22 protein-coding genes and 3 pseudogenes are annotated in these 24,745 nt (G+C 53.7%); 11 read left to right on the top strand and 14 right to left on the bottom strand.

Going from position 1 to position 24,745, the window contains the following annotated elements; genetic code table 11:
• Nucleotides 1–116 precede the first annotated feature (116 nt).
• Nucleotides 117–371: pseudogene (locus HVY19_RS03140) on the bottom strand (helix-turn-helix transcriptional regulator); the annotation flags it as partial.
• A 69-nt stretch (nucleotides 372–440) separates the two neighbouring features.
• Here HVY19_RS03140 and HVY19_RS03145 point away from each other — a divergent pair.
• Both HVY19_RS03145 and HVY19_RS03150 read left to right on the top strand, forming a co-directional pair.
• Nucleotides 441–701 (top strand): annotated as a pseudogene (locus HVY19_RS03145) (glucuronyl hydrolase); the annotation flags it as partial.
• Nucleotides 702–799: 98 nt separating this feature from the next.
• Nucleotides 800–1,984, top strand: a complete 1,185-nt coding sequence (locus HVY19_RS03150; RefSeq protein WP_181682934.1) for a PLP-dependent aminotransferase family protein — start codon at nucleotides 800–802, stop codon at nucleotides 1,982–1,984.
• A gap of 52 nt (nucleotides 1,985–2,036) precedes the next feature.
• On the opposite strand, the gene HVY19_RS03155 is transcribed toward HVY19_RS03150, so the two are convergent.
• The 4 genes from HVY19_RS03155 to qseB all read right to left on the bottom strand — a co-directional run bounded on the left by HVY19_RS03155 (nucleotide 2,037) and on the right by qseB (nucleotide 5,077).
• Entirely contained in the window at nucleotides 2,037–2,351 is a 315-nt protein-coding gene (locus HVY19_RS03155) for a putative quinol monooxygenase (RefSeq protein ID WP_181682935.1), read from the bottom strand.
• Between the two features lie 30 nt (nucleotides 2,352–2,381).
• The gene (locus tag HVY19_RS03160) at nucleotides 2,382–2,963 is read right to left on the bottom strand and encodes an NAD(P)H-dependent oxidoreductase (RefSeq protein WP_181682936.1); all 582 of its coding nucleotides are present in this window, start codon (nucleotides 2,961–2,963) and stop codon (nucleotides 2,382–2,384) included.
• A 105-nt stretch (nucleotides 2,964–3,068) separates the two neighbouring features.
• On the bottom strand, nucleotides 3,069–4,421 hold the full coding sequence (qseC, locus tag HVY19_RS03165) for a quorum sensing histidine kinase QseC (protein WP_181684204.1): 1,353 nt from the start codon (nucleotides 4,419–4,421) through the stop codon (nucleotides 3,069–3,071).
• Complete coding sequence (qseB, locus tag HVY19_RS03170) at nucleotides 4,418–5,077, bottom strand: quorum sensing response regulator transcription factor QseB (protein WP_181682937.1); 660 nt, start codon at nucleotides 5,075–5,077, stop codon at nucleotides 4,418–4,420. Before qseB ends, qseC begins: the two co-directional genes overlap by 4 nt.
• Before the next feature lie 152 nt (nucleotides 5,078–5,229).
• On the opposite strand from qseB, the gene HVY19_RS03175 reads away from it, so the two are divergent.
• The 5 genes from HVY19_RS03175 (at nucleotide 5,230) to HVY19_RS03195 (ending at nucleotide 12,736) form a co-directional block, all read left to right on the top strand.
• The gene (locus tag HVY19_RS03175; protein ID WP_181682938.1) at nucleotides 5,230–5,622 is read left to right on the top strand and encodes a YgiW/YdeI family stress tolerance OB fold protein; all 393 of its coding nucleotides are present in this window, start codon (nucleotides 5,230–5,232) and stop codon (nucleotides 5,620–5,622) included.
• A 118-nt stretch (nucleotides 5,623–5,740) separates the two neighbouring features.
• Entirely contained in the window at nucleotides 5,741–7,999 is a 2,259-nt protein-coding gene (gene parC / locus HVY19_RS03180) for a DNA topoisomerase IV subunit A (protein WP_181682939.1), read from the top strand.
• A 257-nt stretch (nucleotides 8,000–8,256) separates the two neighbouring features.
• On the top strand, nucleotides 8,257–8,994 hold the full coding sequence (gene plsC / locus HVY19_RS03185; RefSeq protein WP_181682940.1) for a 1-acylglycerol-3-phosphate O-acyltransferase: 738 nt from the start codon (nucleotides 8,257–8,259) through the stop codon (nucleotides 8,992–8,994).
• Nucleotides 8,995–9,052: 58 nt separating this feature from the next.
• Nucleotides 9,053–10,465: a cell division protein FtsP gene (ftsP, locus tag HVY19_RS03190; protein ID WP_181682941.1), complete on the top strand. Its 1,413-nt coding sequence runs from the start codon at nucleotides 9,053–9,055 to the stop codon at nucleotides 10,463–10,465.
• A gap of 99 nt (nucleotides 10,466–10,564) precedes the next feature.
• Entirely contained in the window at nucleotides 10,565–12,736 is a 2,172-nt protein-coding gene (locus HVY19_RS03195; RefSeq protein WP_181682942.1) for a YgiQ family radical SAM protein, read from the top strand.
• A 97-nt stretch (nucleotides 12,737–12,833) separates the two neighbouring features.
• Here HVY19_RS03195 and HVY19_RS03200 read toward each other — a convergent pair.
• From HVY19_RS03200 to yqhD, 3 genes and pseudogenes are all read right to left on the bottom strand, one after another.
• Nucleotides 12,834–14,298, bottom strand: a pseudogene (locus HVY19_RS03200) (DASS family sodium-coupled anion symporter).
• 174 nt (nucleotides 14,299–14,472) lie between these two features.
• The gene (gene dkgA, locus HVY19_RS03205; protein ID WP_181682944.1) at nucleotides 14,473–15,300 is read right to left on the bottom strand and encodes a 2,5-didehydrogluconate reductase DkgA; all 828 of its coding nucleotides are present in this window, start codon (nucleotides 15,298–15,300) and stop codon (nucleotides 14,473–14,475) included.
• A 104-nt stretch (nucleotides 15,301–15,404) separates the two neighbouring features.
• Nucleotides 15,405–16,568, bottom strand: coding sequence for an alcohol dehydrogenase (yqhD, locus tag HVY19_RS03210; RefSeq protein ID WP_181682945.1), 1,164 nt, complete (start codon nucleotides 16,566–16,568; stop codon nucleotides 15,405–15,407).
• A 193-nt stretch (nucleotides 16,569–16,761) separates the two neighbouring features.
• On the opposite strand from yqhD, the gene HVY19_RS03215 reads away from it, so the two are divergent.
• Nucleotides 16,762–17,661, top strand: a complete 900-nt coding sequence (locus HVY19_RS03215; RefSeq protein WP_181682946.1) for an AraC family transcriptional regulator — start codon at nucleotides 16,762–16,764, stop codon at nucleotides 17,659–17,661.
• Between the two features lie 51 nt (nucleotides 17,662–17,712).
• On the opposite strand, the gene yghB is transcribed toward HVY19_RS03215, so the two are convergent.
• Together yghB and metC are read right to left on the bottom strand one after the other, a co-directional pair.
• Complete coding sequence (gene yghB / locus HVY19_RS03220) at nucleotides 17,713–18,372, bottom strand: DedA family general envelope maintenance protein YghB (protein ID WP_181682947.1); 660 nt, start codon at nucleotides 18,370–18,372, stop codon at nucleotides 17,713–17,715.
• Between the two features lie 140 nt (nucleotides 18,373–18,512).
• Nucleotides 18,513–19,700 carry a cystathionine beta-lyase gene (gene metC, locus HVY19_RS03225; protein WP_181682948.1) on the bottom strand — a complete coding sequence of 396 codons (1,188 nt, stop codon included), beginning with the start codon at nucleotides 19,698–19,700 and terminating at the stop codon, nucleotides 18,513–18,515.
• Nucleotides 19,701–19,949: 249 nt separating this feature from the next.
• Between metC and exbB the strand changes: the two genes are divergently transcribed.
• Both exbB and exbD read left to right on the top strand, forming a co-directional pair.
• On the top strand, nucleotides 19,950–20,684 hold the full coding sequence (gene exbB, locus HVY19_RS03230) for a tol-pal system-associated acyl-CoA thioesterase (protein WP_181682949.1): 735 nt from the start codon (nucleotides 19,950–19,952) through the stop codon (nucleotides 20,682–20,684).
• Between the two features lie 6 nt (nucleotides 20,685–20,690).
• The gene (gene exbD, locus HVY19_RS03235; protein WP_181682950.1) at nucleotides 20,691–21,116 is read left to right on the top strand and encodes a TonB system transport protein ExbD; all 426 of its coding nucleotides are present in this window, start codon (nucleotides 20,691–20,693) and stop codon (nucleotides 21,114–21,116) included.
• 53 nt (nucleotides 21,117–21,169) lie between these two features.
• Here the strand turns inward: exbD and HVY19_RS03240 are convergent, their stop codons facing one another.
• From HVY19_RS03240 to HVY19_RS03250, 3 genes are all read right to left on the bottom strand, one after another.
• Complete coding sequence (locus HVY19_RS03240; protein WP_181682951.1) at nucleotides 21,170–22,054, bottom strand: SDR family oxidoreductase; 885 nt, start codon at nucleotides 22,052–22,054, stop codon at nucleotides 21,170–21,172.
• Between the two features lie 92 nt (nucleotides 22,055–22,146).
• Entirely contained in the window at nucleotides 22,147–22,569 is a 423-nt protein-coding gene (locus tag HVY19_RS03245; RefSeq protein ID WP_181684205.1) for a cytoplasmic protein, read from the bottom strand.
• Nucleotides 22,569–22,976: a hypothetical protein gene (locus HVY19_RS03250; RefSeq protein WP_181682952.1), complete on the bottom strand. Its 408-nt coding sequence runs from the start codon at nucleotides 22,974–22,976 to the stop codon at nucleotides 22,569–22,571. The genes HVY19_RS03245 and HVY19_RS03250 overlap by 1 nt, the downstream gene beginning before the upstream one ends.
• Before the next feature lie 104 nt (nucleotides 22,977–23,080).
• Here HVY19_RS03250 and HVY19_RS03255 point away from each other — a divergent pair, with 104 nt between their 5' ends.
• Nucleotides 23,081–23,584, top strand: a complete 504-nt coding sequence (locus tag HVY19_RS03255; protein WP_181682953.1) for an RNA helicase — start codon at nucleotides 23,081–23,083, stop codon at nucleotides 23,582–23,584.
• A 72-nt stretch (nucleotides 23,585–23,656) separates the two neighbouring features.
• On the opposite strand, the gene HVY19_RS03260 is transcribed toward HVY19_RS03255, so the two are convergent.
• Entirely contained in the window at nucleotides 23,657–24,697 is a 1,041-nt protein-coding gene (locus tag HVY19_RS03260; protein WP_181682954.1) for an aldo/keto reductase, read from the bottom strand.
• Nucleotides 24,698–24,745 lie beyond the last annotated feature (48 nt).

Consider the following 24,745-nt stretch of genomic DNA (forward strand, 5'->3'; position numbering starts at 1 on the left):
GGCACTTTGGCGGATGGCGACCCGTGGGGTCTTATCCAGCCTACAGAACGGCGACAATCCGTAGGCCCGGTAAGCGAGAGCGCCACCGGGCACTTTGCCGGATGGCGGCGAGAAAATTACAGGGTGTGTCTTTTTCTATACTGCAATGGCGTCTCGCCAATCCTTTTTCCGAACGCGCTAATGAAATAGGTTACGTCGGAAAACCCCACCTTCCCTGCGGTCTCCCGCACGCTCTCACTGCTGTGTAACAGCGCTTCACAGGCCTTTCTCAGGCGCAGCGTATTAAGATAGTCGAGGATGCTTTCCCCCGTTTCAATGTGGAAGCGTCGCGAAACGTAGCTCTTTGATTTGCCCATTTCTTTGGCCAGCGCCTCGAGCCTGACTTTATGCAGAGTAAACGGCGGAAAAAGAACATCCGCCCTGGTCGGATGGTGTACTTCTACACCGGCGACAAAGAGATGGTAGCGCTGTCGAAAAAACTGGCGAACTATTTCCTGAACCGACTACCGGAAGATGCGGTCTGTCATTGGGATCTGGCGCTGGTGGGGACCGATGCGCTGCGCGATTCTTCATCGGCGGCGATTGCCGTTTGCGGCCTGCTGGAACTGGTTAAACATCTGCCGGTCACTGACCCGGATCGCGAACGCTATCAGCAGTGGGCGATGGGGATTATGTCGTCGCTGACGAAGCACTATCTGATTGATCTTGCCTGGGAGGTCTATTACGCTGAAAACGGAGGCGAGAGCGCGGGTATACCAACTGCCGGGACTGACGCCGGAACACATAACAAGGATACAGGATGAACAACACACATCTGGCAAAGAGCGTCGACGCCCTGAAACCATCAGCAATTCGTGAATTACTAAAACATAGCAAAATGCCTGGCGTGATATCGCTGGGTGGCGGTATCCCCAGCCCTGAGCTTTTTGACAAGGCCGGACTGGAAATAGCCACGCGCAATATGATGGAAAATCAGTTTCTGGATGCTTTCCAGTATGGGCTGAGTGAAGGTTATCCACCGCTGCGCGAGGCGATCGGCGCGTTGTGCCGTGGTCGCGGCATTGAGGCAACGCCGGAAGGGATCCTGATAACGAACGGTTCCCAGCAGTCGCTGGATATTCTTGTCAGAACGCTGATTAATCCGGGTGACAAAGTGGTGGTAGAGCGTCCGACCTATCTTGCCGCCCTGCAAGTTCTGCAACTGTCACAGGCGAATATTCTCTCTGTTGGCACCGACAAAGACGGCATGATCGTCGATGAGCTGGAAGCTCTGCTCCAGCAACACTCGCTCAAGGCGGTCTACATTGTTCCAACCTTTGGTAACCCTGGCGGCGTGGTTCTGAGCGATGCGCGTCGGCGCAAGCTGGTGCAACTGGCGAAGCAGTACAGCTTTGTCATCATCGAAGATGATCCCTACGGTGAAATTAACTTCACAGACCAGACCTATAAAACGCTTTTCCAGCATGCGCAGGAGAGCGGCAGCGAAGGGCACGTGATTTATACGTCAACGTTTTCCAAAATTCTTGCGCCGGGCTTACGCGTCGGTTGGGTGGTGTTACCGGAATGGGTAAGACAAAAGGCGACTATCGTTAAACAGGCCACCGACCTGCATACCAGCGCCCATTCTCAGGCGATGGCAGCGAGCTATCTGGCATTAGGGCGTTTGACGGATCAGATCCAGATTATCCGTCAGGCATACCGCGAGAAGGGTTATTTCCTGGCTGACATGATGCGCAGTGAATTAGGCGATCATATTTCGTTTCACATGCCGCAGGGGGGGATGTTCCTGTGGGCGACGTTCCGTTACGATTTCGATACCACCGCGTGGCTTTCCCGCACCTTAGAGGAAAAAGTGGTGTATGTCCCGGGCGAGTTTTTCTTTAGCGATCATCCGGATAAACGCACGCTGCGTTTATCATTCGCGACGCCAACAATGAATGAACTGGAAGAAGCGGTGCGCAGACTGAAAAAAGCGCTGCCGTAACGGTTGAACCTCATCAGGCCTACGATGGTAGGCCTGACGGGAGAGCGGGAACTTAAATACCTGATTCCAGGATACGAATGCTCATATCCAGCACGTCGCCTTTGACCGCTTCGCTGTAGGCTTTCATGTGCGGGGTTTGCAGGTGCGCTTCAAGGTGCGCGATGCTTTCCCACTGTTCAATCATTACGATTGAATCAGGTGCCGTGGTCTGGAAACTCACGTTCGCCGCGTGATCGACCATAGGGGCATAGCCGTGGCAACCTTCTTCCTTCAGCACGATAGGAACGATTTTCGCAAACTGATCCAGAACCGCCTGGCGGTGATGTTGACCTGGACGGGTACGGATTTCAGCAATAACTGTCAGCATGGTTAACTCCTTCTAATTCCAGGCTACTAGTTAAGCAAAAATTTTGCTTAGATGCTCGCGATATTCTGCAATTGAGCGTGGGACGTCCGGCATTTTAATCACATCATTGGTGATAAAGGTTGGCAGCGCTTCCATACCCAGGAACTGATTCGCTTTGTGGAACGGCAGATAAACGCCATCAACGCCAACGCCGTGGAAGAACTGATCTTTATCGGTAAAGGCTTCCATCGGCGCGTTCCAGGTCAGGGACAGCATATAGGTCTTGCCCTGAATCAGACCGCCGGAACCGTATTTTTTCGAGGCATCTGAGCGCGTACGACCATCGCTGGCATACAGCGTACCGTGACCTTCAGTGAATACATCATCAATGTATTTTTTCACTGTCCACGGCGCACCCATCCACCAGCCCGGCATTTGCCAAATCACCACATCGGCCCAGACGAAGTTTTGTACTTCCTCTTTCACATTGTATTCGCCGTCTGCGCGCACGATACGAACATCATGCCCGAGGTCACGCAGCGTACCGTCCGCGACTTCGGTCAGGGTGTCATTCAGTTGACCGTTGGAGTGTGCGAATTTCTTCGCGCCGTTAATAATCAGGATGTTGCTCATTTTTTATCCTCTCAGGAATGCGTTTGAGGCTAATTTTACGGCAATGGATGGTGCGGTGTAATGAGCAAAATGTGCAAAGTCTTTTGCAGCTGGCGCAAAAATCAGCTAATACCACTTCACTATCGCCTCAAATCCGCCCTCCGGCGCATTGCCGAACTCCACCTTCATGCCATGCAGGGCGGCGATGCGGCGGACAATCGACAGGCCCAGTCCGCTACCGGTGACGCTTTGCCCCGGCGGGCGATAAAAGCGTTCGCCAATATGCGCCAGCGCTTCTGGAGTCACGCCGGGACCGTTATCTCTGACGGTAAAGTGGTTCGCGTTGAGGGTCACATTCACTACGCTGCCCGGCGGGCTGTAGCGAACCGCATTGTCGAGCAGATTACGCACCAGCAGGCTCAGCAACAGCGGTTGGCCGGTGCGCGTTACGTCGTGGGCGTTGATCTGCAAACGCACATCAATTTGTGCCTGTTGTGCGGGTGGCCAGATATCCATAACAGCGGATTGAAGCACATCTTCGAGCGAGAGCGTTGCCACATCCTGCAAATTATCCAGCGAATCGAGACGAGAAAGCGTCAAAAGCTGGTCGACCAGGCGGGTAGCACGATCGATGCCGGTATGCAGTTGCAACAACGCTTTTTCCCGCGCCTGCGGGTCGTCGACAGAAAGCTGTGCGACTTCGGTTTGGACTTTTAGCGCCGTCAGCGGGCTGCGCAGTTCATGGGCGGCATCAGAGGTGAAGCGTCGTTCGCGCACCATCATAGCGTGCGTGCGGGTAAACAGCTGGTTGAGCGACTCCACCAGCGGGCGTACTTCACTTGGTACCCCGTGTGGACTAAGCGGTTCGCTGGATTCCGGGTCGCGTATACGTAACGCCTGAGCCAGCTTTTTCAGCGGGATTAACTCCCGATGCAACAGCATAATCAGTAATAGCAGCATCAATGGGAGAGCGATAAGCCAGGGGACCAGTTGTGCGGTCACAATGGCCAGCGCCATCTCTTCGCGATACTCCCATTCCTGGCCGGCCACAATACGGTATTTACCGTCCGCGGAGGTCAGCCAGATAAAGCGCCATAAATCGTCGTCGCCATTTAACTTGCCGTCATCAAACCCTTCCCGGCGGTAGTTGTAGGGAATGTACTGCCCATTATCGCCGTCGTGCAGCACCATTTTGCCGTCAGGGGTATAAACGGCAAAGATCAGCACGTCATCATCAATATGACCATGTTTGAATTTTTTCGGCGTACGCGACATCCGCTCTGAGGCTTTCAGTTCATTCAGATCCAACGTCACCAGCCGCTTGGCGAAGAGCATTAACTGCGTATCAAACAGCTCATCCACATTATCGGTGGTCTGTTTCCAGGCAACAAAGCTTGACGCTGCCCAGGTAATCGCAGCCAGAACCAAAAAAATGAGGGTGAGCCTGACGTGCAGGCTAAGTCGCTGTACCACCGTTATGCCTCGCCAAGCGTGTAGCCGATCCCGTGGACGGTACGAATAAAATCACTGCCCAGTTTACGGCGCAGATGGTGAACGTGAACTTCAACGGCATTACTGGTCACTTCTTCATCCCAGTTATACAGCTTCTCTTCGATGAGCTTTCTGGGCAGTACGCGACCTTTATTGCGCATTAGCAGTTCCAGCAGCGCGAACTCTTTTGGTTTTAGCGCTAACGGAACGCCTGCGAGCGTGGCGACACGATCGCCAGGGTTTAACGTGACCTGTCCGTGACTCAGGTCGCTGCTGGCCTGGCCGCTGGCGCGGCGCATCAACGCCTCCAGTCGGGCGGCAACCTCAATGAGAGCGAACGGTTTACACAGATAATCATCCGCACCAAGGCGCAGCCCTTCGACCCGTTCAGCCAGTGCATCACGTGCCGTTAAAATCAGGACCGGTTCATGCTTTCCTTGCTCACGCCAGTCGCGCAAAATATCTCGCCCATCGATACCCGGCAGCGTAAGGTCCAGGATCACCGCATCATAAGGGGCGCTATACAGCGCTTCTTTACCCTGACGCCCTTCGGTGAACCAGTCGACGCAAAAGCCCATTTTACTTAGACCTGTCTTGATACCATCACCAATTAACAGATCGTCCTCAATCAGTAAAATTCGCATTTTTTCATCCCTGCGTCTGTCTCAGAAAACGTCAGTAAACCCCGTTGCAGTCGGTGATGTACAGCAAAAAATGTTTCTTTTTTTGTCTTAAGAAGTTGTTAAGAATTACGCTGTGTAATAGCGACGAGTAGACATCAAAGGGAGAAAATATCATGAAGAAACTGGCTGCTATGTTTGCCGTATTCGCACTCTGTACTGCCCCGGTTTTTGCGGCGCAGCAGGGCGGTTTTTCCGGCCCAACCGCAACGCAAACCCAGAGCGGTGGATTTGTGGGACCTAACGGCAGTAGCGCGACGGTAGAAAGCGCGAAATCACTGCGTGATGATACCTGGGTAACGTTGCGTGGCAACATCGTCGAGCGCATCTCGGACGATCTCTATCTGTTCAAGGATTCCACGGGCACCATCAATGTCGATATCGACCACAAACGCTGGAATGGCGTGACGGTAACCCCGCAGGATACCGTTGAAATTCAGGGCGAAGTGGACAAAGACTGGAATTCCGTTGAAATAGACGTGAAGCAAATCAAGAAAGTCAGCAAATAAACCCCATCAGGGCTGCGTTCGCGGCCCTTTTCTTTGTGACTCAACGCGACAGATAAGGTAGTATCTGCGGCAATATTGCCTGAAACCCATCGGTTTCTGAGTTGAGGAATCACACGTAATGAGCGATATGGCAGAGCGCCTCGCGCTACATGAATTCACGGAAAACGCATATCTGAATTACTCCATGTACGTCATCATGGACAGGGCGTTGCCGTTTATTGGAGATGGTCTGAAACCCGTTCAGCGCCGCATTGTGTATGCGATGTCCGAACTGGGGCTAAATGCCAGCGCCAAATTTAAAAAATCCGCCCGTACCGTGGGTGACGTGCTGGGTAAATACCATCCGCACGGCGACAGCGCCTGCTATGAAGCGATGGTGCTGATGGCGCAGCCGTTCTCTTACCGTTACCCGCTGGTGGATGGCCAGGGGAACTGGGGGGCGCCAGACGATCCGAAATCGTTCGCGGCAATGCGTTATACCGAGTCACGCCTGTCGAAATATGCCGAAGTGCTGCTGAGCGAACTGGGCCAGGGCACGGCGGACTGGGTCCCTAACTTCGACGGGACGATGCAGGAGCCAAAAATGCTGCCTGCGCGTCTGCCAAACATTCTGTTAAACGGTACAACCGGTATCGCCGTCGGTATGGCGACGGATATCCCGCCGCATAACCTGCGTGAAGTCGCAAAAGCCGCTATCACTCTGATTGAGCAGCCGAAAACCACGCTGGATGAGCTGCTGGATATTGTGCAGGGGCCGGATTACCCGACCGAAGCGGAAATCATCACCTCGCGCGCCGAAATTCGTAAGATTTACGAAAATGGTCGCGGCTCTGTGCGTATGCGTGCGGTGTGGACCAAAGAAGACGGTGCGGTCGTTATTACCGCACTGCCGCATCAGGTTTCCGGCGCGAAAGTGCTGGAACAGATTGCCGCCCAGATGCGCAATAAAAAACTGCCGATGGTCGACGATCTGCGTGACGAGTCTGACCACGAAAACCCGACCCGTCTGGTTGTCGTGCCGCGTTCCAACCGCGTGGATATGGAACAGGTCATGAACCACCTGTTTGCCACCACCGACCTGGAAAAAAGCTATCGCATCAACCTGAATATGATCGGTCTGGACGGTCGCCCGGCGGTGAAAAACCTGCTGGAAATTCTCACCGAATGGCTGGCGTTCCGCCGCGATACCGTGCGCCGCCGTCTGAACTATCGTCTTGAGAAAGTCCTTAAACGTCTGCATATCCTTGAAGGCTTGCTGATAGCGTTCCTTAATATCGACGAAGTGATTGAAATCATTCGCACCGAGGATGAGCCGAAACCCGCGTTGATGTCGCGGTTTGGTATCAGCGAAACCCAGGCCGAAGCCATTCTTGAACTGAAACTGCGCCATCTTGCCAAACTGGAAGAGATGAAGATTCGCGGTGAACAGGACGAACTGGCGAAAGAACGCGATCAGTTGCAGGGTATCCTGGCGTCTGAACGCAAAATGAATACGCTGCTGAAGAAAGAGCTGCAGGCAGACTCTGACGCCTATGGCGACGATCGCCGTTCTCCGCTGCAAGAGCGTGAAGAAGCGAAAGCGATGAGCGAGCACGACATGCTGCCTTCTGAGCCAGTCACCATTGTGCTGTCACAGATGGGCTGGGTGCGCAGTGCGAAAGGCCATGATATCGACGCCCAGGGGCTGAGCTATAAAGCCGGCGACAGCTATAAAGCGGCGGTGAAAGGTAAGAGCAACCAGCCGGTGGTGTTTATTGATACCACCGGACGCAGTTACGCCATTGATCCGATTACCCTGCCGTCGGCGCGCGGGCAGGGCGAACCGCTGACCGGTAAGCTGACCTTGCCGCCAGGCGCGACCGTTGAGCATATGCTGATGGAAGGTGACGAGCAGAAGCTGCTGATGGCGTCAGATGCGGGCTACGGTTTTGTCTGTACCTTCAACGATCTGGTTGCGCGTAACCGTGCTGGTAAGGCGCTCATTACGCTGCCGGAAAACGCCCACGTGATGCCGCCCGTCGTCATTGAAGATGATGCTGACATGCTGCTGGCAATCACCCAGGCAGGGCGCATGCTAATGTTCCCGGTCAGCGATCTACCGGAGCTGTCAAAAGGTAAAGGCAACAAGATCATCAATATCCCATCAGCGGAAGCGGCGAAAGGGGAAGATGGGCTGGCACTGCTCTACGTTCTGCCGCCGCAAAGCACCCTGACCATTCACGTCGGCAAGCGCAAGATCAAACTGCGTCCGGAAGAATTGCAGAAGGTGGCCGGCGAGCGTGGACGTCGCGGTACGTTGATGCGCGGTTTACAGCGTATCGATCGTATCGATATTGATTCGCCACGTCGTGCAGGTCAGGGCGACAGCGAAGAGTAAATCACCTGATAAAATGGCGGCATTGCCTTATCCGGCCAGCGGGAATATCACTGGTAGGCCGGATAAGGCGTTTACGCCGCCGTCCGCATCCGGCATCAGAATTGTACGCATTGATGATATTAAAATTTCCCGTAAAACCGTTGTTTATTCGTGAGTAGCGATTAACAATACAGTTTTCCAGAGAGCCCCCTTAACAATGCCCTAACCTGACTTCAGGTGAAGTACAATGCCAGGCTCTTAGGCCTTCAGAGGTTGTTATGCTATTTATTTTTCGATTTATTATTACCGTAATTTATTCCATTCTGGTCTGTGTTTTCGGTTGCATTTACTGCCTGTTCAGCCCGCGTAATCCTAAACACGTTGCCACCTTCGGCCATATGTTTGGTCGTCTGTCGCCGATCTTTGGTCTGAAAGTGGAGTGCCGTAAGCCAGAGGACGCCGAAAGTTACGGTAATGCTATCTATATCGCTAACCATCAGAACAACTATGACATGGTGACGGCAGCGAATATCGTTCAGCCGCCAACCGTGACGGTCGGAAAGAAAAGCCTGCTGTGGGTCCCGTTTTTTGGCCTGTTGTACTGGCTAACGGGTAACCTGTTGATTGACCGTAATAACCGCGCGAAAGCCCACGGCACCATTGCGGAAGTGGTGAACCATTTTAAAAAGCGACGTATTTCAATCTGGATGTTCCCGGAAGGGACCCGTAGCCGTGGCCGTGGTCTGCTGCCGTTTAAAACCGGTGCCTTTCATGCTGCCATTGCCGCAGGGGTACCTATTATTCCTGTGTGCGTTTCCAATACCTCGAATAAAATTAACCTGAACCGACTGAAAAATGGTCTGGTGATCGTCGAGATGCTACCGCCGGTAGATGTCAGCCAGTACGGTAAAGATCAGGTCCGGGAACTGGCCGCACACTGCCGCTCGTTAATGGAGCAGAAGATCGCTGAGCTCGATAAAGAAGTCGCCGAGCGAGAAGCCTCCGGTAACGTTTAATCCGGGTTAATGTTTTTTCGCAGGAAACGAATTCCTGCCCGTTTTTCATGGAGTTATTATGTCACTCAGTCGGCGTCAGTTCATTCAGGCTTCGGGAATCGCACTGTGTGCCGGTGCTGTTCCGCTGAGGGCCAATGCTGCCGGTCAGCAACCGCCGCTGCCCGTTCCGCCGCTACTGGAGTCCCGCCGCGGGCAACCGTTGTTCATGACGTTGCAGCGCACGCACTGGTCCTTTACTCAGGGAAGTCGCGCGTCGGTGTGGGGCATTAACGGACGCTATCTGGGGCCAACGATCCGCGTCTGGAAAGGGGACGACGTTAAGCTGATTTACAGCAACCGCCTGGCGGAGAACGTCTCCATGACCATTGCCGGGTTGCAGGTTCCGGGGCCGCTGATGGGCGGTCCGGCACGAATGATGACGCCAAATGCGGACTGGGCGCCGGTGCTGCCGGTTCGCCAGAATGCCGCCACGTTGTGGTATCACGCCAACACGCCAAACCGCACCGCGCAGCAGGTTTACAACGGTCTGGCGGGTATGTGGCTGGTGGAAGATGAGATCAGCAAATCTCTGCCTATCCCCAATCATTATGGCGTTGATGACTTCCCGGTCATTATCCAGGATAAGCGCCTGGATAACTTCGGCACGCCGGAATACAGCGAACCCGGAAGCGGCGGCTTTGTTGGCGACACGCTGCTGGTCAATGGTGCGCAGAGCCCTTACGTTGAAGTTTCCCGTGGCTGGGTGCGTCTGCGTTTGCTGAACGCCTCAAATGCGCGCCGTTATCAATTACAAATGAGCGATGGCCGCGCCCTGCACGTGATCTCTGGCGATCAAGGCTTTTTGCCAGCCCCGGTATCGGTGAAGCAACTGTCGCTGGCACCGGGTGAGCGCCGGGAAATACTGGTCGATATGACCAACGGTGATGAAGTATCGATTACCTGTGGTGAGGCGGCGAGCATTGTCGACCGGATCCGGGGCTTCTTCGAACCTTCCAGTATTCTGGTTTCAACACTGGTGCTAACGCTGCGTCCGACCGGCCTGTTGCCGCTGGTCACCGACAGCCTGCCGATGCGCCTGCTGCCTACGGATATCATCAGCGGCGCGCCGATCCGCAGCCGTGATATCAGCCTGGGCGACGATCCTGGCATTAACGGCCAGCTCTGGGATGTGAGCCGTATTGATATCACTGCGCAGCAGGGTACCTGGGAACGCTGGACGGTGCGCGCCGATATGCCGCAGTCGTTTCACATTGAGGGTGTCGCGTTCCTTGTGCGTAACGTCAATGGCGCAATGCCGTTCCCGGAAGATCGCGGCTGGAAAGACACCGTCTGGGTCGATGGTCAGGTCGAACTGTTGGTCTATTACGGACAGCCTTCCTGGGCGCACTTCCCGTTCTACTTCAACAGCCAGACGCTGGAAATGGCGGACCGTGGCTCTATCGGACAGCTCCTGGTGAATCCGGCCCCGTAATCCTCTCGCCCGCAAGGGCGAGAAGTAAATACCTTTCTCTTTCGTTCCGGCTTATAATCGCCGGCCTTTGATTATTTTTTTACCATTTGTGGAAGCAATATGAGCGCAATATCCCTGATCCAGCCAGACAGAGATCTCTTCTCCTGGCCTCAGTACTGGGCGGCCTGTTTTGGTCCTGCTCCTTTTTTGCCGATGTCTCGCGACGAAATGGATCAACTTGGCTGGGATAGCTGCGACATTATTTTGGTAACCGGTGACGCGTATGTCGATCACCCAAGCTTTGGCATGGCGATCTGTGGTCGTATGCTGGAAGCGCAAGGGTTCCGCGTAGGGATCATTGCCCAACCGGACTGGAACAGTAAAGACGACTTTATGCGTCTGGGAAAACCGAACCTGTTCTTTGGGGTTACCGCCGGAAATATGGACTCGATGATCAACCGCTACACGGCGGATCGTCGACTGCGCCATGATGACGCCTACACCCCGGATAACGTCGCGGGCAAGCGTCCGGACCGCGCTACGCTGGTCTATACCCAGCGTTGCAAAGAAGCGTGGAAAGATGTGCCGGTGATCCTTGGCGGAATCGAAGCCAGCCTGCGCCGTACTGCGCATTATGATTACTGGTCTGATACGGTACGCCGTTCGGTACTGGTAGATTCCAAAGCCGACATGCTGATGTTCGGCAACGGTGAGCGTCCACTGGTGGAAGTGGCACATCGTCTGGCGATGGGTGAAACCATCGATCAGATCCGCGACGTGCGTAATACCGCGATTATGGTGAAAGAAGCCCTGCCGGGCTGGAGCGGTGTCGACTCCACGCGTCTGGATACGCCGGGCAAAATCGACCCGATCCCACACCCGTATGGCGAAGATTTACCGTGTGCAGATAACAAACCGGTCGCGCCGAAAAAGCAGGAGGCGAAAGCCATTACTGTGCAACCGGCGCGCCCTAAGCCGTGGGAGAAGACCTACGTTCTGCTGCCTTCTTTTGAGAAAGTGAAGGGCGATAAGGTACTGTACGCCCACGCTTCGCGCATTCTCCACCATGAAACCAACCCTGGCTGCGCCCGCGCGCTGATGCAAAAGCACGGTGACCGCTATATCTGGATTAACCCGCCGGCGATCCCGCTCTCAACCGAAGAGATGGACAGCGTTTTTGCACTGCCTTATAAGCGTGTGCCGCACCCTGCGTATGGTACGAGCCGTATTCCTGCCTACGAGATGATCCGCTTCTCGGTCAATATCATGCGCGGCTGCTTTGGCGGCTGTTCATTCTGTTCGATCACCGAACACGAAGGGCGCATTATCCAGAGTCGCTCTGAAGATTCGATCATCAATGAGATCGAAGCGATCCGCGATACCGTGCCGGGCTTTACCGGGGTGATCTCCGATCTTGGCGGACCGACGGCTAACATGTACATGCTGCGCTGTAAGTCTCCGCGCGCGGAGCAGACCTGCCGCCGTTTGTCGTGCGTTTATCCGGATATTTGTCCGCATATGGATACTAACCATGAGCCGACGATCAATCTCTACCGCCGCGCCCGCGATCTAAAAGGCATCAAGAAGATCCTCATCGCCTCTGGCGTGCGCTACGACATCGCCGTGGAAGATCCTCGCTATATCAAAGAGCTGGCGAGCCACCACGTAGGCGGTTATCTGAAGATTGCCCCAGAACATACGGAAGAAGGGCCGCTATCGAAGATGATGAAGCCGGGCATGGGCAGCTATGACCGCTTCAAAGAGCTGTTTGATCTCTACTCGAAGCAGGCCGGGAAAGAGCAGTACCTGATCCCGTACTTTATCTCTGCGCACCCTGGGACGCGTGACGAAGATATGGTGAACCTGGCGCTGTGGCTGAAGAAGCACCGTTTCCGCCTGGATCAGGTGCAGAACTTCTACCCGTCACCGCTGGCGAACTCAACGACCATGTATTACACCGGCAAGAACCCGCTGGGTAAAATTGGTTATAAGAGTGAAGATGTGGTGGTGCCGAAAGGGGACAAACAGCGTCGTCTGCATAAGGCGCTGCTGCGTTATCACGATCCTGCCAACTGGCCGATGATCCGTCAGGCGCTGGAAGAGATGGGTAAAAAGCACCTGATCGGCGGACGCCGGGACTGTTTGGTACCCGCGCCAACGCTGGAAGAGATGCGCGAAGCGCGTCGTCAGAACCGCAATACCCGTCCGGCACTGACCAAGCACACGCCGGTGGCGCATCAGCGTCAGACGCTGGCTGCAAACAAAAAACGCGGTAAGGTCGCAGGACGTTAATCCCAATGCCCGGTGGCGCTGGCGCTTACCGGGCCTACGGAACCAGTAGACCGGATAAGGCGAAGCCGCCATCCGGCTTATTTTACCGGACCTGTGATTAGTACAAACCTAACACTTTCCACCAGGCCAAACCGACGGTGATAAATACCGCCTGGTTAAAGAGGCTGATGACAAATCCCGTCCTCCACCAGACGCCGGTAGGAACATACCCGGCCCCAAACAGAATCGGTCCCCGCGCGTGGGTATACTGGGTCAGAGAGCAATAAAGGCTGCTGGTGAATGCCAGCATCAGCGCCATGGGCACGGTCGGAATGTTCAAATGAATCCCCACCCCAAGGAACACCGCATACAGTGCGGCAATCTGTGCGTTGCCGCTGGCGAAAAAATAGTGGGTGTAAAAATAGGCGGCGTTTAGCAACAGCAGAACGATGACCCAGCTTGTGCCGTGCATGGTGCTGCCGATACTTTCGCCAATCAGATTGCCGAACCAGGTAGTGAATCCGAGTTTTTTCAACTGGTTGGCCATCATCAGCAGGGCAGCAAACCAGATCAGCGTATCCCACGCGCCTTTTTCGCTTTTGACATCTTCCCAGCTTAAAACGCCGCTGAGCAGCAGAATAGAAAGCCCTACAAACGAGGCGGTGGTGGCATCGACACCCAACATATCACCAAAAATCCACAGCACCAGCAGCACACCAACGGTTGCCAGCATCAGCCATTCGCCGCGCGACATTCGCCCCATTTGCGCCAGTTCTTTTCGTGCCAGCTCCGGTGCGTTCGGTGTGTGTTTGATCTCAGGACGCGTCAGCCAGTAAACCAATAGCGGCACGATGAGCAGAGATATCAGGCAGGGAAGTAGTGCCGCCATAAACCAACTACTCCATGTCAGCGTCACACCCGCATTAGCTGCCAGTTTTACTGCCAGCAGGTTTCCGGTATAGCCCGTCATAAACAGGGCTGCAGTGACATCGTTAACGTTGCCGATACAGGTGATGAGAAACGTGCCTATTTTACGGCGTGACTCATCGTCTGGGCGCGAGTCAAAGCTACGCGCTAGCGAGTCGGCAATGGGATAGATAACGCCACCGCATCGCGCGGTGTTGCTTGGCATGGCGGGAGAGAGGATCAGATCCGCAAACGCCAGGCCATAGGCAAGGCCCAGCGTTCTTTTCCCCAGCAGGCGGATCATTTGTAATGCAATACGTCGTCCTAATCCGGTTTTAATAAAGCCTCGGGCAATCATAAAGGCCACGACAATCAGCCAGATAAGTGAACTGTTGAGTTCGCTCAGCGCGGTAGTGATGGCGCCACTCGCCGTTTTATCGCCCGCCGCATAGGCGAGGGCAAAGACCGTGATGCCAATAATCCCAACGGCGCCTATGGGCAAAACCTTTGCCACGATAGAGGCGATTGTGGCGACAAAGATGATGGCTGAATGCCAGGCCGGGGCGCTTAGCCCTGTTGGTGGCGAAATTTGCCACAGCCCGGCGGCGATAAAAAGAATAAGAATTAATGGGAGCCATTTGACGCCCGAAGGCTTATTTTCCGCCACGGTTTTGCACCTATAAGTATTTGATATATTTGTTTACTAATTATAATAACCATCATTGAATACAGGGTTATTTGGAAACTATGCTGCGCTTGCATGGACAGGAAATAAACAAAAAAATAGGGACTGTTTGTGCCAAAATATTTCAAAGAAAGGCCCGACAGAGTGTCGGGCACAGGAAAGGCAATTAACCGCCGAACTGGTCCGGATCCGGCCCCAGGCGTTTGCCCTGGTCGAGTTTAGCGATTTCGCTGAGTTCGTCTTTGTCGAGGCGGAAGTCCCAGACATCAAAGTTTTCCGCAATGCGGGAAGGGGTTACGGATTTCGGGATCACCACCAGACCGTTGTCCAGATGCCAGCGGATCACGATCTGCGCCGGGGTTTTACCGTATTTATCCGCCAGGTCACGAATGATTTTCTGATCGAAAACGCCGTCACCGCCCTGAGCCAGCGGGCTCCAGGCTTCGGTCTGAATTTTGTGTGTCGCATTCCACGCGTGCAGTTGGCGTTGTTGCATCAGCGGATGAAGCTCGATTTGGTTGATCACCGGGGTGACCCCCGTTTCATCTATCAGACGCTGAAGATGATTCACCTGGAAGTTACACACACCAATGCTTTTAATCAGTCCCTGCTTTTGCAGGTCGATCATGCCTTCCCAGGCTTCGACATAATGGTCGATCGCCGGCACCGGCCAGTGCATCAGATACAGATCAAGATAATCGAGCTGGAGTTTTTCCAGACTTTCCTGCAACGCTTCGCGTGGGCGTTTCTGATCGTCATTCCACAGTTTGGTGGTAATGAACAGTTCGTCGCGAGGGATGCCCCCGTTTTTAAGCGCTTTACCGACGCCTTCCTCATTTTTGTAGGCGGCTGCGGTATCAATTGAGCGATACCCCACTTCCAGCGCTTTATGAATGGCGGATACGACTTCGTCGTTACCGGCTTTCCATACACCTAACCCCAGTTGGGGCATGACATTGCCATCCTGAAGCTTAATTACGGTTTGGTTTGCCATTTTTTCTCCTCCATATGTTCATCACCGGGGGGAGCCCCCGGTGAGAATGTGTGACTTAAGTCTGGACGAAATGCCTGAAAACGAAAGTCAGAGGGCAAAAAAGCTTAGCGGGCGGCTTCGTAAATACGGCGGCTGACGTCGAGAGTAATGTCGTGATGTTCACCCAACTGTGTCATACCGTGTTCTTCCAGTTTCGCCAGCAGTGCCGGGATGGAGCTGCCGTCCAGACCGTACCCGGAGAGGCGAGTAGGTACGCCCAACTGCTCGAAGAAATTACGCGTCGCTGCGATGGCGGCATCAATACGCGCGTCGTCAGAACCTTCGGTGATGTTCCACACGCGCTCCGCGTATTGCAGCAGTTTTTCACGTTTGGTATCGCGTTTTTCATTCCACAGCGCAGGCAGAACAACCGCCAGCGTCTGGGCGTGATCCAGCCCGTGCATTGCCGTCAGTTCGTGGCCCAGCATATGGGTTGCCCAGTCCTGGGGAACGCCCGCGCCAATCAGGCCGTTCAACGCCTGAGTGGCTGCCCACATGACGTTGGCACGGACATCGTAGTTTTCCGGCTCTTGCAGCGCTTTCGGACCGTCTTCAATCAGCGTCAGCAGAATCCCTTCCGCGAAACGATCCTGAATTTTGGCGTCAACCGGGTAGGTTACGTACTGCTCGACGGTGTGAACAAAAGCATCTACCACGCCGTTAGCCACCTGACGTGGCGGCAGAGTGTAGGTGTAAACCGGATCTAACACCGCAAATACCGGCTGGACGTGTGGTGAATGGAAGGCCTGCTTGTCACCCGTGGTTTTACGGGAGATCACCGCGCCTTTGTTGGATTCAGAACCGGTCGCTGGCAGCGTCAGCACGGAGCCCATCGGAATAGCGCTTTTAATCTCGCTACCGCTGGTTTGCAGAATGTGCCACGGGTCGGTGCCTTCCGGATAGTGCGCTGCAGCGGCAATAAATTTCGTGCCATCCAGCACAGAGCCACCGCCGACGGCCAGCAGGAAGGTGATCTTCTCATCACGGGCGATTTTGACCGCGTTCATCAGCGTTTCGTAAGACGGATTGGGTTCGATGCCACCAAATTCGCGGACGTCCATCCCTTTTAGCGCCTCCTGGACCTGTGCCAGAACGCCGGTCTTTTTCACGCTGCCGCCGCCGTAGGTGATCAGCACGCGAGCGTCCTGCGGGATTTGTTCGCGCAGTTCGGCAATGGCGCCTTTACCAAACAGAATGCGGGTCGGGGTATGCAGATTAAAGTTATTCATTGCTCGTTCCCTATATGTAGGTAAAAAGAGGGCAGGCGAAGGTCTGCCTGATGGAGAACATTGTGGTCGCGCACGCTCTTCCTCTCAATGCTCATTTCTGCCAATGTCTTGCCCATTTCTCCAGAGTGCTGGAGAAAAGAGACAAAATTGCGCACAATCAAAGCGTCGACATTGATTGAGAAAAGAACCCGCCATGACCCGTGAAGCGATCTGTTTACAGCTAACTGATAAAATTAAGATTTTGAAAGAAAAAGGAAATTTAACACAGAGTTTGCTGCCGGACGTGGGTCTGCTGTATGGCACTGAGCCAGGCGCACGCACTCCAGTGATGTACGACCCTGGCATCATATTTCTCTTTTCCGGGCATAAGATCGGTTATATCAATGAGCGTGTTTTTCGCTATGACACCAATGAATATCTGCTGTTGACCGTGCCCTTACCCTTCGAGTGTGAAACCTACGCAACGCCGGAGGTACCGCTGGCAGGGTTGCGCATTAATGTCGATCTCCTGCAATTGCAGGAGTTGTTAATGGACATTGGCGAGGATGACCAGTTTCAGCCATCGATGGCGGCCAGCGGGATTAACTCGGCCACCCTCTCAGAAGAGATACTCTGCGCTGCAGAACGCCTGCTCGATGTGATGGAACGGCCGCTGGATGCGCGGATCCTCGGTAAGCAAATTATCCGCGAGATCCTCTATCACGTACTGACCGGGCCGCGCGGCGGCGCGCTGCTGGCGCTGGTCAGTCGTCAGACCCACTTCAGCCTGATCAGTCGCGTATTGAAGCGCATCGAAAATAAGTACACTGAAAACCTCAACGTTGAGCAGTTGGCGGCTGAAGCCAATATGAGCGTCTCGGCGTTTCATCATAATTTTAAGTCAGTAACCAGCACATCGCCGTTGCAGTATCTGAAAACCTATCGCTTACATAAGGCGCGGATGATGATAATCCACGATGGCATGAAGGCCAGCGCGGCGGCAATGCAGGTGGGCTACGAAAGCGCGTCACAGTTTAGTCGCGAATTTAAGCGCTATTTTGGCGTGACGCCGGGAGAGGATGCGGCGCGGATCCGCACCATGCAGGGAAGTTAACTACGTTACCGTAGGCCGGATGAGCGTCAGCGCCATCCGGCAATCAAAACATCAGGCGCTACAGTATTTCTTTTTGATCACCACAAACAGCGTACCGATCAACCCGGCTGCCAGCAGAAAAATCGGCAGGATCATCAGGAAGGTCATCACCTGATCTTCATGACGCTTAACGAAGGGGATCATGCTCAGCGCATAGCCGAAGCTCGTGACCACACCAACCCACAGCAGGCCGCTCAGCCAGTTGAAAAACTGAAAGCGACGGTTAGAGAGCCCGGAAATGCCGGCCATGGTTGGCAGCAGGGTGCGCACAAACGCCAGAAAGCGACCGGCCAGCAGCGCTAACAGGCCGTGGCGGTCAAACATGCAGGTCGCGCGCTGGTGGTATTTCGCCGGAAGTTGCGCCAGCCAGCCTTTCACCGTTTTCGTATTTCCCAGCCAGCGGCCCTGAATATAACTGAGCCAGCAGCCCAGACTGGCCGCCGTGGTCAGAATAACCAGGGTCGGCACAAAGCTCATCACGCCTTGCGCAACCAGTGCGCCTGCCAGTAACAGCAGACTATCGCCGGGTAGAAATGAGGCAGGTAATAAACCATTCTCTAAAAACAGCGTGGCAAACATCACAAAGTAGACGACGCTAACAACGTGAGGGTCCGCCAGCGCAGCAAAATCGTGTTGCCAGAGCGCAGCGATAATATCTTGAATGACAGCCATGGACTTTCCTGTGGAACAGCGTTTAAGCCTTAATGAGCCTATTGTACTCCTGAACGGGCCGGGATGCCTTGATCACGGACGCAACTAATGCAGACAATTTTAATCAAAAGTGTCTGCAATGCTGTCCATGGGCGTCAATTTTATACAATACGCGAAAATCCAGCGTCTAAATCCGCAATCAGATCGTCCACATCTTCTAAACCGATATGTACACGAATTAGCGTACCGCTGAAATCCACGCCGCCTTCAGGGCGAATTTCCGCAATATGTTCAGGCTGATTGGCGAGAATTAACGACTCAAAGCCGCCCCAGGAATAGGCCATACTGAAGAGGTTGAAGTGGTCCAGATAAGCGGACAGCTCTTCATTATTGAGTTTCTTGCTCAGGATGAATGAAAACAGACCGCTGCTGCCTGTAAAGTCTCGCTGCCAGAATTCGTGTCCTTTACTGCCCGGCAACGCCGGATGATTTACGCGCGCGACCTGAGGATGTGCAGCCAGCCACTCGGCGATCTTCAGGCTGCTTTCGTGATGCTGACGCAGACGCACGCCCAACGTTCGCAGGCCGCGACTGGTCATATAGGCGGTATCGGCATCAACCATCTGCCCCATCAGATAGGCATTCTCGCGCAGTTGATCCCAGCAGCGGGCGTTAGCAACAGCCGTACCGATCATCGCATCAGAATGACCAATCAGGTATTTGGTGCCAGCCTGAATGGAGATGTCGACGCCGAAATCGAGCGCTTTAAACAGAACGCCAGCCGCCCAGGTGTTATCAATCATAATGATGGCATCCGGCGCGACGCGTCTGACGGCGGCAACAATTGCCGGAACGTCATGCACTTCCATGGTTACCGAACCCGGCGATTCCAGAAATACCACTCTGGTATTGGGCTGAATATGCTTAACAATATCCGCGCCGACCAGCGGATCGAACCAGCCGGTGGTCACGCCCAACTTGCCCAGCACTTTCGTGCAGAAGTCCTGGCTGGGCTCATAGGCTGTGTTGGTCATCAGGACGTGGTCGCCCTGTTCGACAAAGGCGAGGATCGTATTGGCTACCGCTGCGGCGCCGCAGGGGAAGAGGGCACAACCGGCACCGCCTTCCAGTTCACACATCGCTTCCTGGAGCGAGAAATGGGTCAGCGTACCGCGACGACCATAAAATAACTCGCCGTTGGCGCGGTTGCGGGTGGCGTGCTTTTTGGCTTCGACTGTCGCAAAAACCAGCGATGAGGCACGCTGAATCACGCTGTTTACCGAACCCAGGGTGTATTTCTTACTCCGTCCGGCGCTAACAAGCGTGGTGTCCAGTTTCTTCTCTGCCATGTTGTGTTTCCTGTTTTTATACGTCTGGATGTCTAAACTACCACGAATGACAAATTGCGCATCCCGTCGAAAGGGATAAAGCACAATATTTTCTCAAAATCGTCTCGTGTGACGTTTTACTGCGTAAGCGCAAAGAAAAGGAACCAAAGGTGCGGCACTATGTAAATAGTAATGAGAACGACTATCAATTCGACGTCGATTTGATATTATTACGCTCAGTTTTTGTGATTTGCGTCCTGGAGATACAGAGTGGGTAATAATTTGATGCAGACGGATCTTTCCGTTTGGGGTATGTATCAGCACGCTGATATCGTTGTTAAGTGCGTGATGATTGGTTTGATTCTGGCTTCCGTTGTCACCTGGGCTATTTTCTTCAGCAAGAGCGTTGAGTTTATGTCCCAGAAGCGTCGCCTTAAGCGCGAACAACAATGCCTGGCAGAAGCCCGTTCTCTGGATCAGGCAAGTGATATTGCCGCTGAATTTGCTGCCAAAAGTTTAAGTGCGCAATTGCTTAATGAAGCGCAGAACGAACTCGAACTGTCGCAGGGCAGCGAAGACAATGAAGGTATTAAAGAGCGTACCGGTTTTCGTCTGGAGCGTCGCGTTGCGGCGGTTGGACGTCATATGGGGCGCGGTAACGGCTATCTGGCGACTATCGGTGCGATTTCACCGTTCGTGGGTCTGTTCGGTACGGTGTGGGGCATTATGAATAGCTTCATTGGTATTGCGCAGACGCAAACGACCAACCTGGCTGTTGTCGCGCCGGGTATCGCAGAAGCGCTGCTGGCGACGGCCATCGGTCTGATTGCCGCTATTCCTGCGGTTGTTATCTATAACATCTTTGCCCGTCAGATTGGCGGCCTGAAAGCGATGCTGGGCGATGTGGCAGCACAGGTGCTGTTACTGCAAAGCCGCGATCTCGATCTCGATGCCAGCGCATCGGCGCATCCGGTCCGTAGCGCGCAGAAATTACGTGTAGGGTAATGGTTCATGGCAATGCGTCTTAACGAAAACCTGGACGATAACGGTGAAATGCATGAAATTAACGTGACGCCGTTTATCGATGTCATGTTAGTGCTGCTGATCATCTTTATGGTCGCCGCGCCGCTGGCAACGGTGGATGTGAAGGTGAACCTGCCTGCGTCTTCCAGCACTCCGCAGCCGCGTCCGGAAAAACCGGTGTATCTGTCCGTAAAAGCGGACAACACCATGTTTATTGGTAACGATCCGGTGACGGATGACACCATGATTGCGCAGCTGAATACGCTGACAGCAGGGAAGAAAGACACTACGATTTTCTTCCGGGCGGATAAAACCGTGGATTACGAAACCCTGATGAAAGTCATGGATACGCTGCACCAGGCAGGCTATCTGAAGATTGGTCTGGTGGGTGAAGAGGTCGCGAAAGCGAAATAGTCAGGTAATAAAAAATGCCGGGTGGCGGCTTCGCCTTACCCGGCCTACGAACACTAACCTAAATGCTCCCCGCCGCACACGCCGTGCACTTCCGCCGTGACATAGCTTGACTCCTGGCTCGCCAGATAGACATAAACAGGTGCCAGTTCTGCCGGTTGCCCCGCGCGCTTCATCGGCGTCTGCTGACCAAATTTAGGGATTTTTTCCTGTGTCTGGCCGCCTGATATTTGCAGTGCAGTCCAGATAGGGCCCGGCGCGACGACATTAACGCGAATCCCTTTTTCTGCTACCTGTTTTGCCAGTCCACGACTGTAGTTCAGAATCGCCGCTTTGGTAGCTGCGTAATCAAGCAGGTGCGGGCTGGGCTGGTATGCCTGAATGGATGATGTGGTGATAATGCTGGACCCTTTTGGCAGCAGTGGGATGGCTTCCTGTGTTATCCAGAACAGGGCAAAGACGTTGACTGCGAACGTTTTTTGAACTTGCTCGCTGGTCAGGTCTTTTATCTCTGGAATGGCCACCTGCTTACCGGCAACCAGCGCCAGCGTATCCAGACCCCCCAGGGCTTCACGGGCTTTATGTACCAGTGAACGAGCAAAGGATTCGTCGCTGAGATCGCCGGGGATAAGCACCGCTTTACGCCCGCACTCTTCAATGAGGGCTTTCACCTGTTGCGCGTCTTCCTCTTCCGCTGGCAGGTAATTGATCGCCACATCCGCACCTTCACGCGCGTAAGCAATGGCGGCAGCGCGTCCAATACCGGAATCGCCTCCTGTCACCAGTGCCTTACGATCTTTAAGGCGATCGTGACCAACATAGCTTTTCTCGCCACAGTCAGGCACCGGTGTCATCTTCGCCTGAACGCCGGGGGCGGGTTGCTTCTGCTTAGGATATTCGCCGGTGTAATACAGGGTGGTGGGATCGTTTAAATGGGCCATTGCGTTTCTCCCCTTCAGGTTGAACATCCTTTAAGGGTAGACGCTGTGGCGCGGGTGAGCGGGAACCAGGACGATCCTTAACGGTGCGTCGCTTAAGGTTTTTTAAGCGACAGCTTCTCGTCCAGCGCAACGCTGCTGATATTGATCGTGCGGTATTTCTCTTCCGAGAGCCTGCGCGTTAAGCGTAACGTTGCCGTTTCGCGAGCCAGCAGATGCTGCCAGGTCCCTTCGAGGCGAGCCATGATTTTATCGCGCAGCGCGGGCTGCTGCTTCATGATGGCGTTAATGACCGCACCATAAATCTCTTCTTTCACCTGAAGTGCATAGATCTCCCGGCGATTCTGCCATTTGAGACGGACCAATGCGGCAGGAATAGGCGTGGATTCTTGCGCAACGCTTTCCAGTATCGCGTTTTTATTCGCGATAAGCGCGGCAAGATTTTCCTTTAAGATAAACTGGTCGCTTTTATGATCGTCTAAAGCCAAATAGACATTGTTATCTTCAACATCTTTAATCATGATTCGTCATCCAGAGAATAAAAAATAGGCGAGTCGCGTTCCTGAGTAATTAAATTAAGCCAAATTTCATTGCCGTTTTCGTTAATATGGGTCGTGGTTTCGCGCATTATTTTACTTAAGGTTTGAGCGTCGATGTCGCCTTCCGCCTGTAATGCATTAATGACTTTGGCAAAGGTCTCAATTTTAGCTACGCGATTAAGCCGTTCTTTGAAATGTCGGTCATGCTCTTCGAGCAATATATTTTTTGCTTGTCCCGTGGATACTGCACTGATTAATATGTCAGCCTCATAGTCGCCCAGGGTTCGCTTTCCCTGAGTTAAATTATTTTTGTTATCTGCGGTTTTATCCGCCTGAGCGCTGGGAGACAGATGAAAACGCGGCGGAACAAGATGCTCGGGAAGCATGTTGCATTATCCTTTATTATCAAATGTATAATTATCTTTATTCGGCAGGCCGCGTTGACAATAACATGGCGTAATTTTAAAATCAAAAAAAATGGAGCCACACGATGAATAGTGCTTTTTATTCCGTTATTTGCCTGCTATTGCTCTTGAGCATTGTCTTTTTTTTAATGCATGAATTTAATATACAGCGCAGAGCGAAAGAACAGCCGCTGGCGGCTCATTCTATCCCCTTGACCAAAGAAGAGGGTGAAGATCACTTTTCCGCACTGATGAATGCGATTACTCCTGTGTGGTATTGGCGGGTGAATCATGAATATATTGATTTCCTGCATGCCACAATAAAACGCATGACGATGACACAGTTGAATGATACGCCCGGTCTGTTTGAAGCGCAGCGACGCTGTAGCGATCTCAACTCAGCGGTCTATAAATACTACGACACGATTAAAAAACGCTGCCTCAATGGAGAGCAGGTCGCGCATTCTGATCTGGACGTGCTGAACCTGCGCCAGTGTTTTATGGAATTTAGTCTTGAGGCATATCCCAGCCTGGTGGCCACCGTCTGGCCAGAATATCAGCGTCCGTGGGTCAAACCCGACGACGTGTGAAGGGCGATTGTGCCGGATGGCGCTGTGCTTATCCGGCCTACAAGGCTGTAGGCCGACACCCGGCATTCAGGACTATTTATCGGAAGAGGCCTGCCACAAATTCAGTTGACCATCTGCCACATGCTGATCGATCTGCGCCAGTTCTTCGGTGGTGAAAGTGAGATTCTTCAGCGCCTGCACGTTTTCTTCCAACTGTTCCGGTCGACTTGCGCCGATCAGCACTGACGTCACCCGGTTATCTTTCAACAGCCAGCTTAATGCCATTTGCGCCATTGACTGGCCGCGCCGTTGTGCCATCTCGTTCAGCAAACGCAGGCTGTTGAGGTTGGCTTCGGTGAGCATGTTTTCCGTCAGCCCGCGCAGCTTTTTCCCTTCCCGCTGCATGCGTGAACCGTCCGGGATGCCATTAAGATATTTGCCGGTCAACAGCCCCTGCGCCAGTGGCGTAAATGCAATACAGCCCACGCCATTGGCGTCCAGCGTATCCAGCAAGCCGCTTTTGTCTACCCAGCGATTCAACAGGTTATAGGATGGCTGGTGGATCAATAACGGCACCTTCCACTCCCTTAACAACTCGGCCATTTTTTGCGTGCGCTCTGGGGAGTAGGACGAAATACCCACGTACAGCGCTTTCCCGCTTTGTACCGCCTGCGCCAGTGCAGATGCCGTCTCTTCCATCGGCGTCTTTTCATCTACGCGGTGCGAATAGAAGATATCCACGTAATCCAGCCCCATTCGTTTGAGGCTCTGATCGAGGCTGGCAAGCAGGTATTTTCGCGAGCCGCCAGAACCATACGGGCCGGGCCACATGTCATATCCGGCTTTGGTGGAGATAATCAGTTCATCGCGGTATGAGGCAAAATCTTCCCGCAGCAGACGACCGAAGTTCTCTTCCGCGCTGCCGGGAGGCGGCCCGTAGTTATTCGCCAGATCGAAGTGGGTGATGCCGCAATCAAAAGCTTTGCGCAGCAGGGCGCGTTGTGAATCGAGAGCTTGAACGTGGCCGAAGCTATGCCACAGACCGAGTGACAGCGCGGGCAGTTGCAGCCCGCTTTTTCCGCAATAGCGGTACTGCATCTGCTCATAACGGTCAGGGGAGGCGTTCCAGGACATGATGTCTCCTTTCAGGTGATGAATTTTCGAAACAGCGTTTTCATTCTA

Origin of the sequence: Citrobacter sp. RHB25-C09, from assembly GCF_013836145.1 — a bacterium.
Lineage (GTDB): Bacteria > Pseudomonadota > Gammaproteobacteria > Enterobacterales > Enterobacteriaceae > Citrobacter_A.

Excerpts from the sequence above, each read along its gene's own strand:
- HVY19_RS03260 (WP_181682954.1), bottom strand. The coding sequence starts at position 24,697 with ATGTCCTGGAACGCCTCCCCTGACCGTTATGAGCAGATGCAGTACCGC.
- HVY19_RS03155 (WP_181682935.1), bottom strand. The coding sequence starts at position 2,351 with ATGCTGACAGTTATTGCTGAAATCCGTACCCGTCCAGGTCAACATCAC.
- HVY19_RS03250 (WP_181682952.1), bottom strand. The coding sequence starts at position 22,976 with ATGCTTCCCGAGCATCTTGTTCCGCCGCGTTTTCATCTGTCTCCCAGC.
- HVY19_RS03195 (WP_181682942.1), top strand. The coding sequence starts at position 10,565 with ATGAGCGCAATATCCCTGATCCAGCCAGACAGAGATCTCTTCTCCTGG.
- HVY19_RS03215 (WP_181682946.1), top strand. The coding sequence starts at position 16,762 with ATGACCCGTGAAGCGATCTGTTTACAGCTAACTGATAAAATTAAGATT.
- exbD (WP_181682950.1), top strand. The coding sequence starts at position 20,691 with ATGGCAATGCGTCTTAACGAAAACCTGGACGATAACGGTGAAATGCAT.
- HVY19_RS03240 (WP_181682951.1), bottom strand. The coding sequence starts at position 22,054 with ATGGCCCATTTAAACGATCCCACCACCCTGTATTACACCGGCGAATAT.
- HVY19_RS03160 (WP_181682936.1), bottom strand. The coding sequence starts at position 2,963 with ATGAGCAACATCCTGATTATTAACGGCGCGAAGAAATTCGCACACTCC.
- parC (WP_181682939.1), top strand. The coding sequence starts at position 5,741 with ATGAGCGATATGGCAGAGCGCCTCGCGCTACATGAATTCACGGAAAAC.
- ftsP (WP_181682941.1), top strand. The coding sequence starts at position 9,053 with ATGTCACTCAGTCGGCGTCAGTTCATTCAGGCTTCGGGAATCGCACTG.
- HVY19_RS03255 (WP_181682953.1), top strand. The coding sequence starts at position 23,081 with ATGAATAGTGCTTTTTATTCCGTTATTTGCCTGCTATTGCTCTTGAGC.
- metC (WP_181682948.1), bottom strand. The coding sequence starts at position 19,700 with ATGGCAGAGAAGAAACTGGACACCACGCTTGTTAGCGCCGGACGGAGT.
- qseB (WP_181682937.1), bottom strand. The coding sequence starts at position 5,077 with ATGCGAATTTTACTGATTGAGGACGATCTGTTAATTGGTGATGGTATC.
- dkgA (WP_181682944.1), bottom strand. The coding sequence starts at position 15,300 with ATGGCAAACCAAACCGTAATTAAGCTTCAGGATGGCAATGTCATGCCC.
- HVY19_RS03150 (WP_181682934.1), top strand. The coding sequence starts at position 800 with ATGAACAACACACATCTGGCAAAGAGCGTCGACGCCCTGAAACCATCA.
- HVY19_RS03175 (WP_181682938.1), top strand. The coding sequence starts at position 5,230 with ATGAAGAAACTGGCTGCTATGTTTGCCGTATTCGCACTCTGTACTGCC.
- yghB (WP_181682947.1), bottom strand. The coding sequence starts at position 18,372 with ATGGCTGTCATTCAAGATATTATCGCTGCGCTCTGGCAACACGATTTT.
- plsC (WP_181682940.1), top strand. The coding sequence starts at position 8,257 with ATGCTATTTATTTTTCGATTTATTATTACCGTAATTTATTCCATTCTG.
- yqhD (WP_181682945.1), bottom strand. The coding sequence starts at position 16,568 with ATGAATAACTTTAATCTGCATACCCCGACCCGCATTCTGTTTGGTAAA.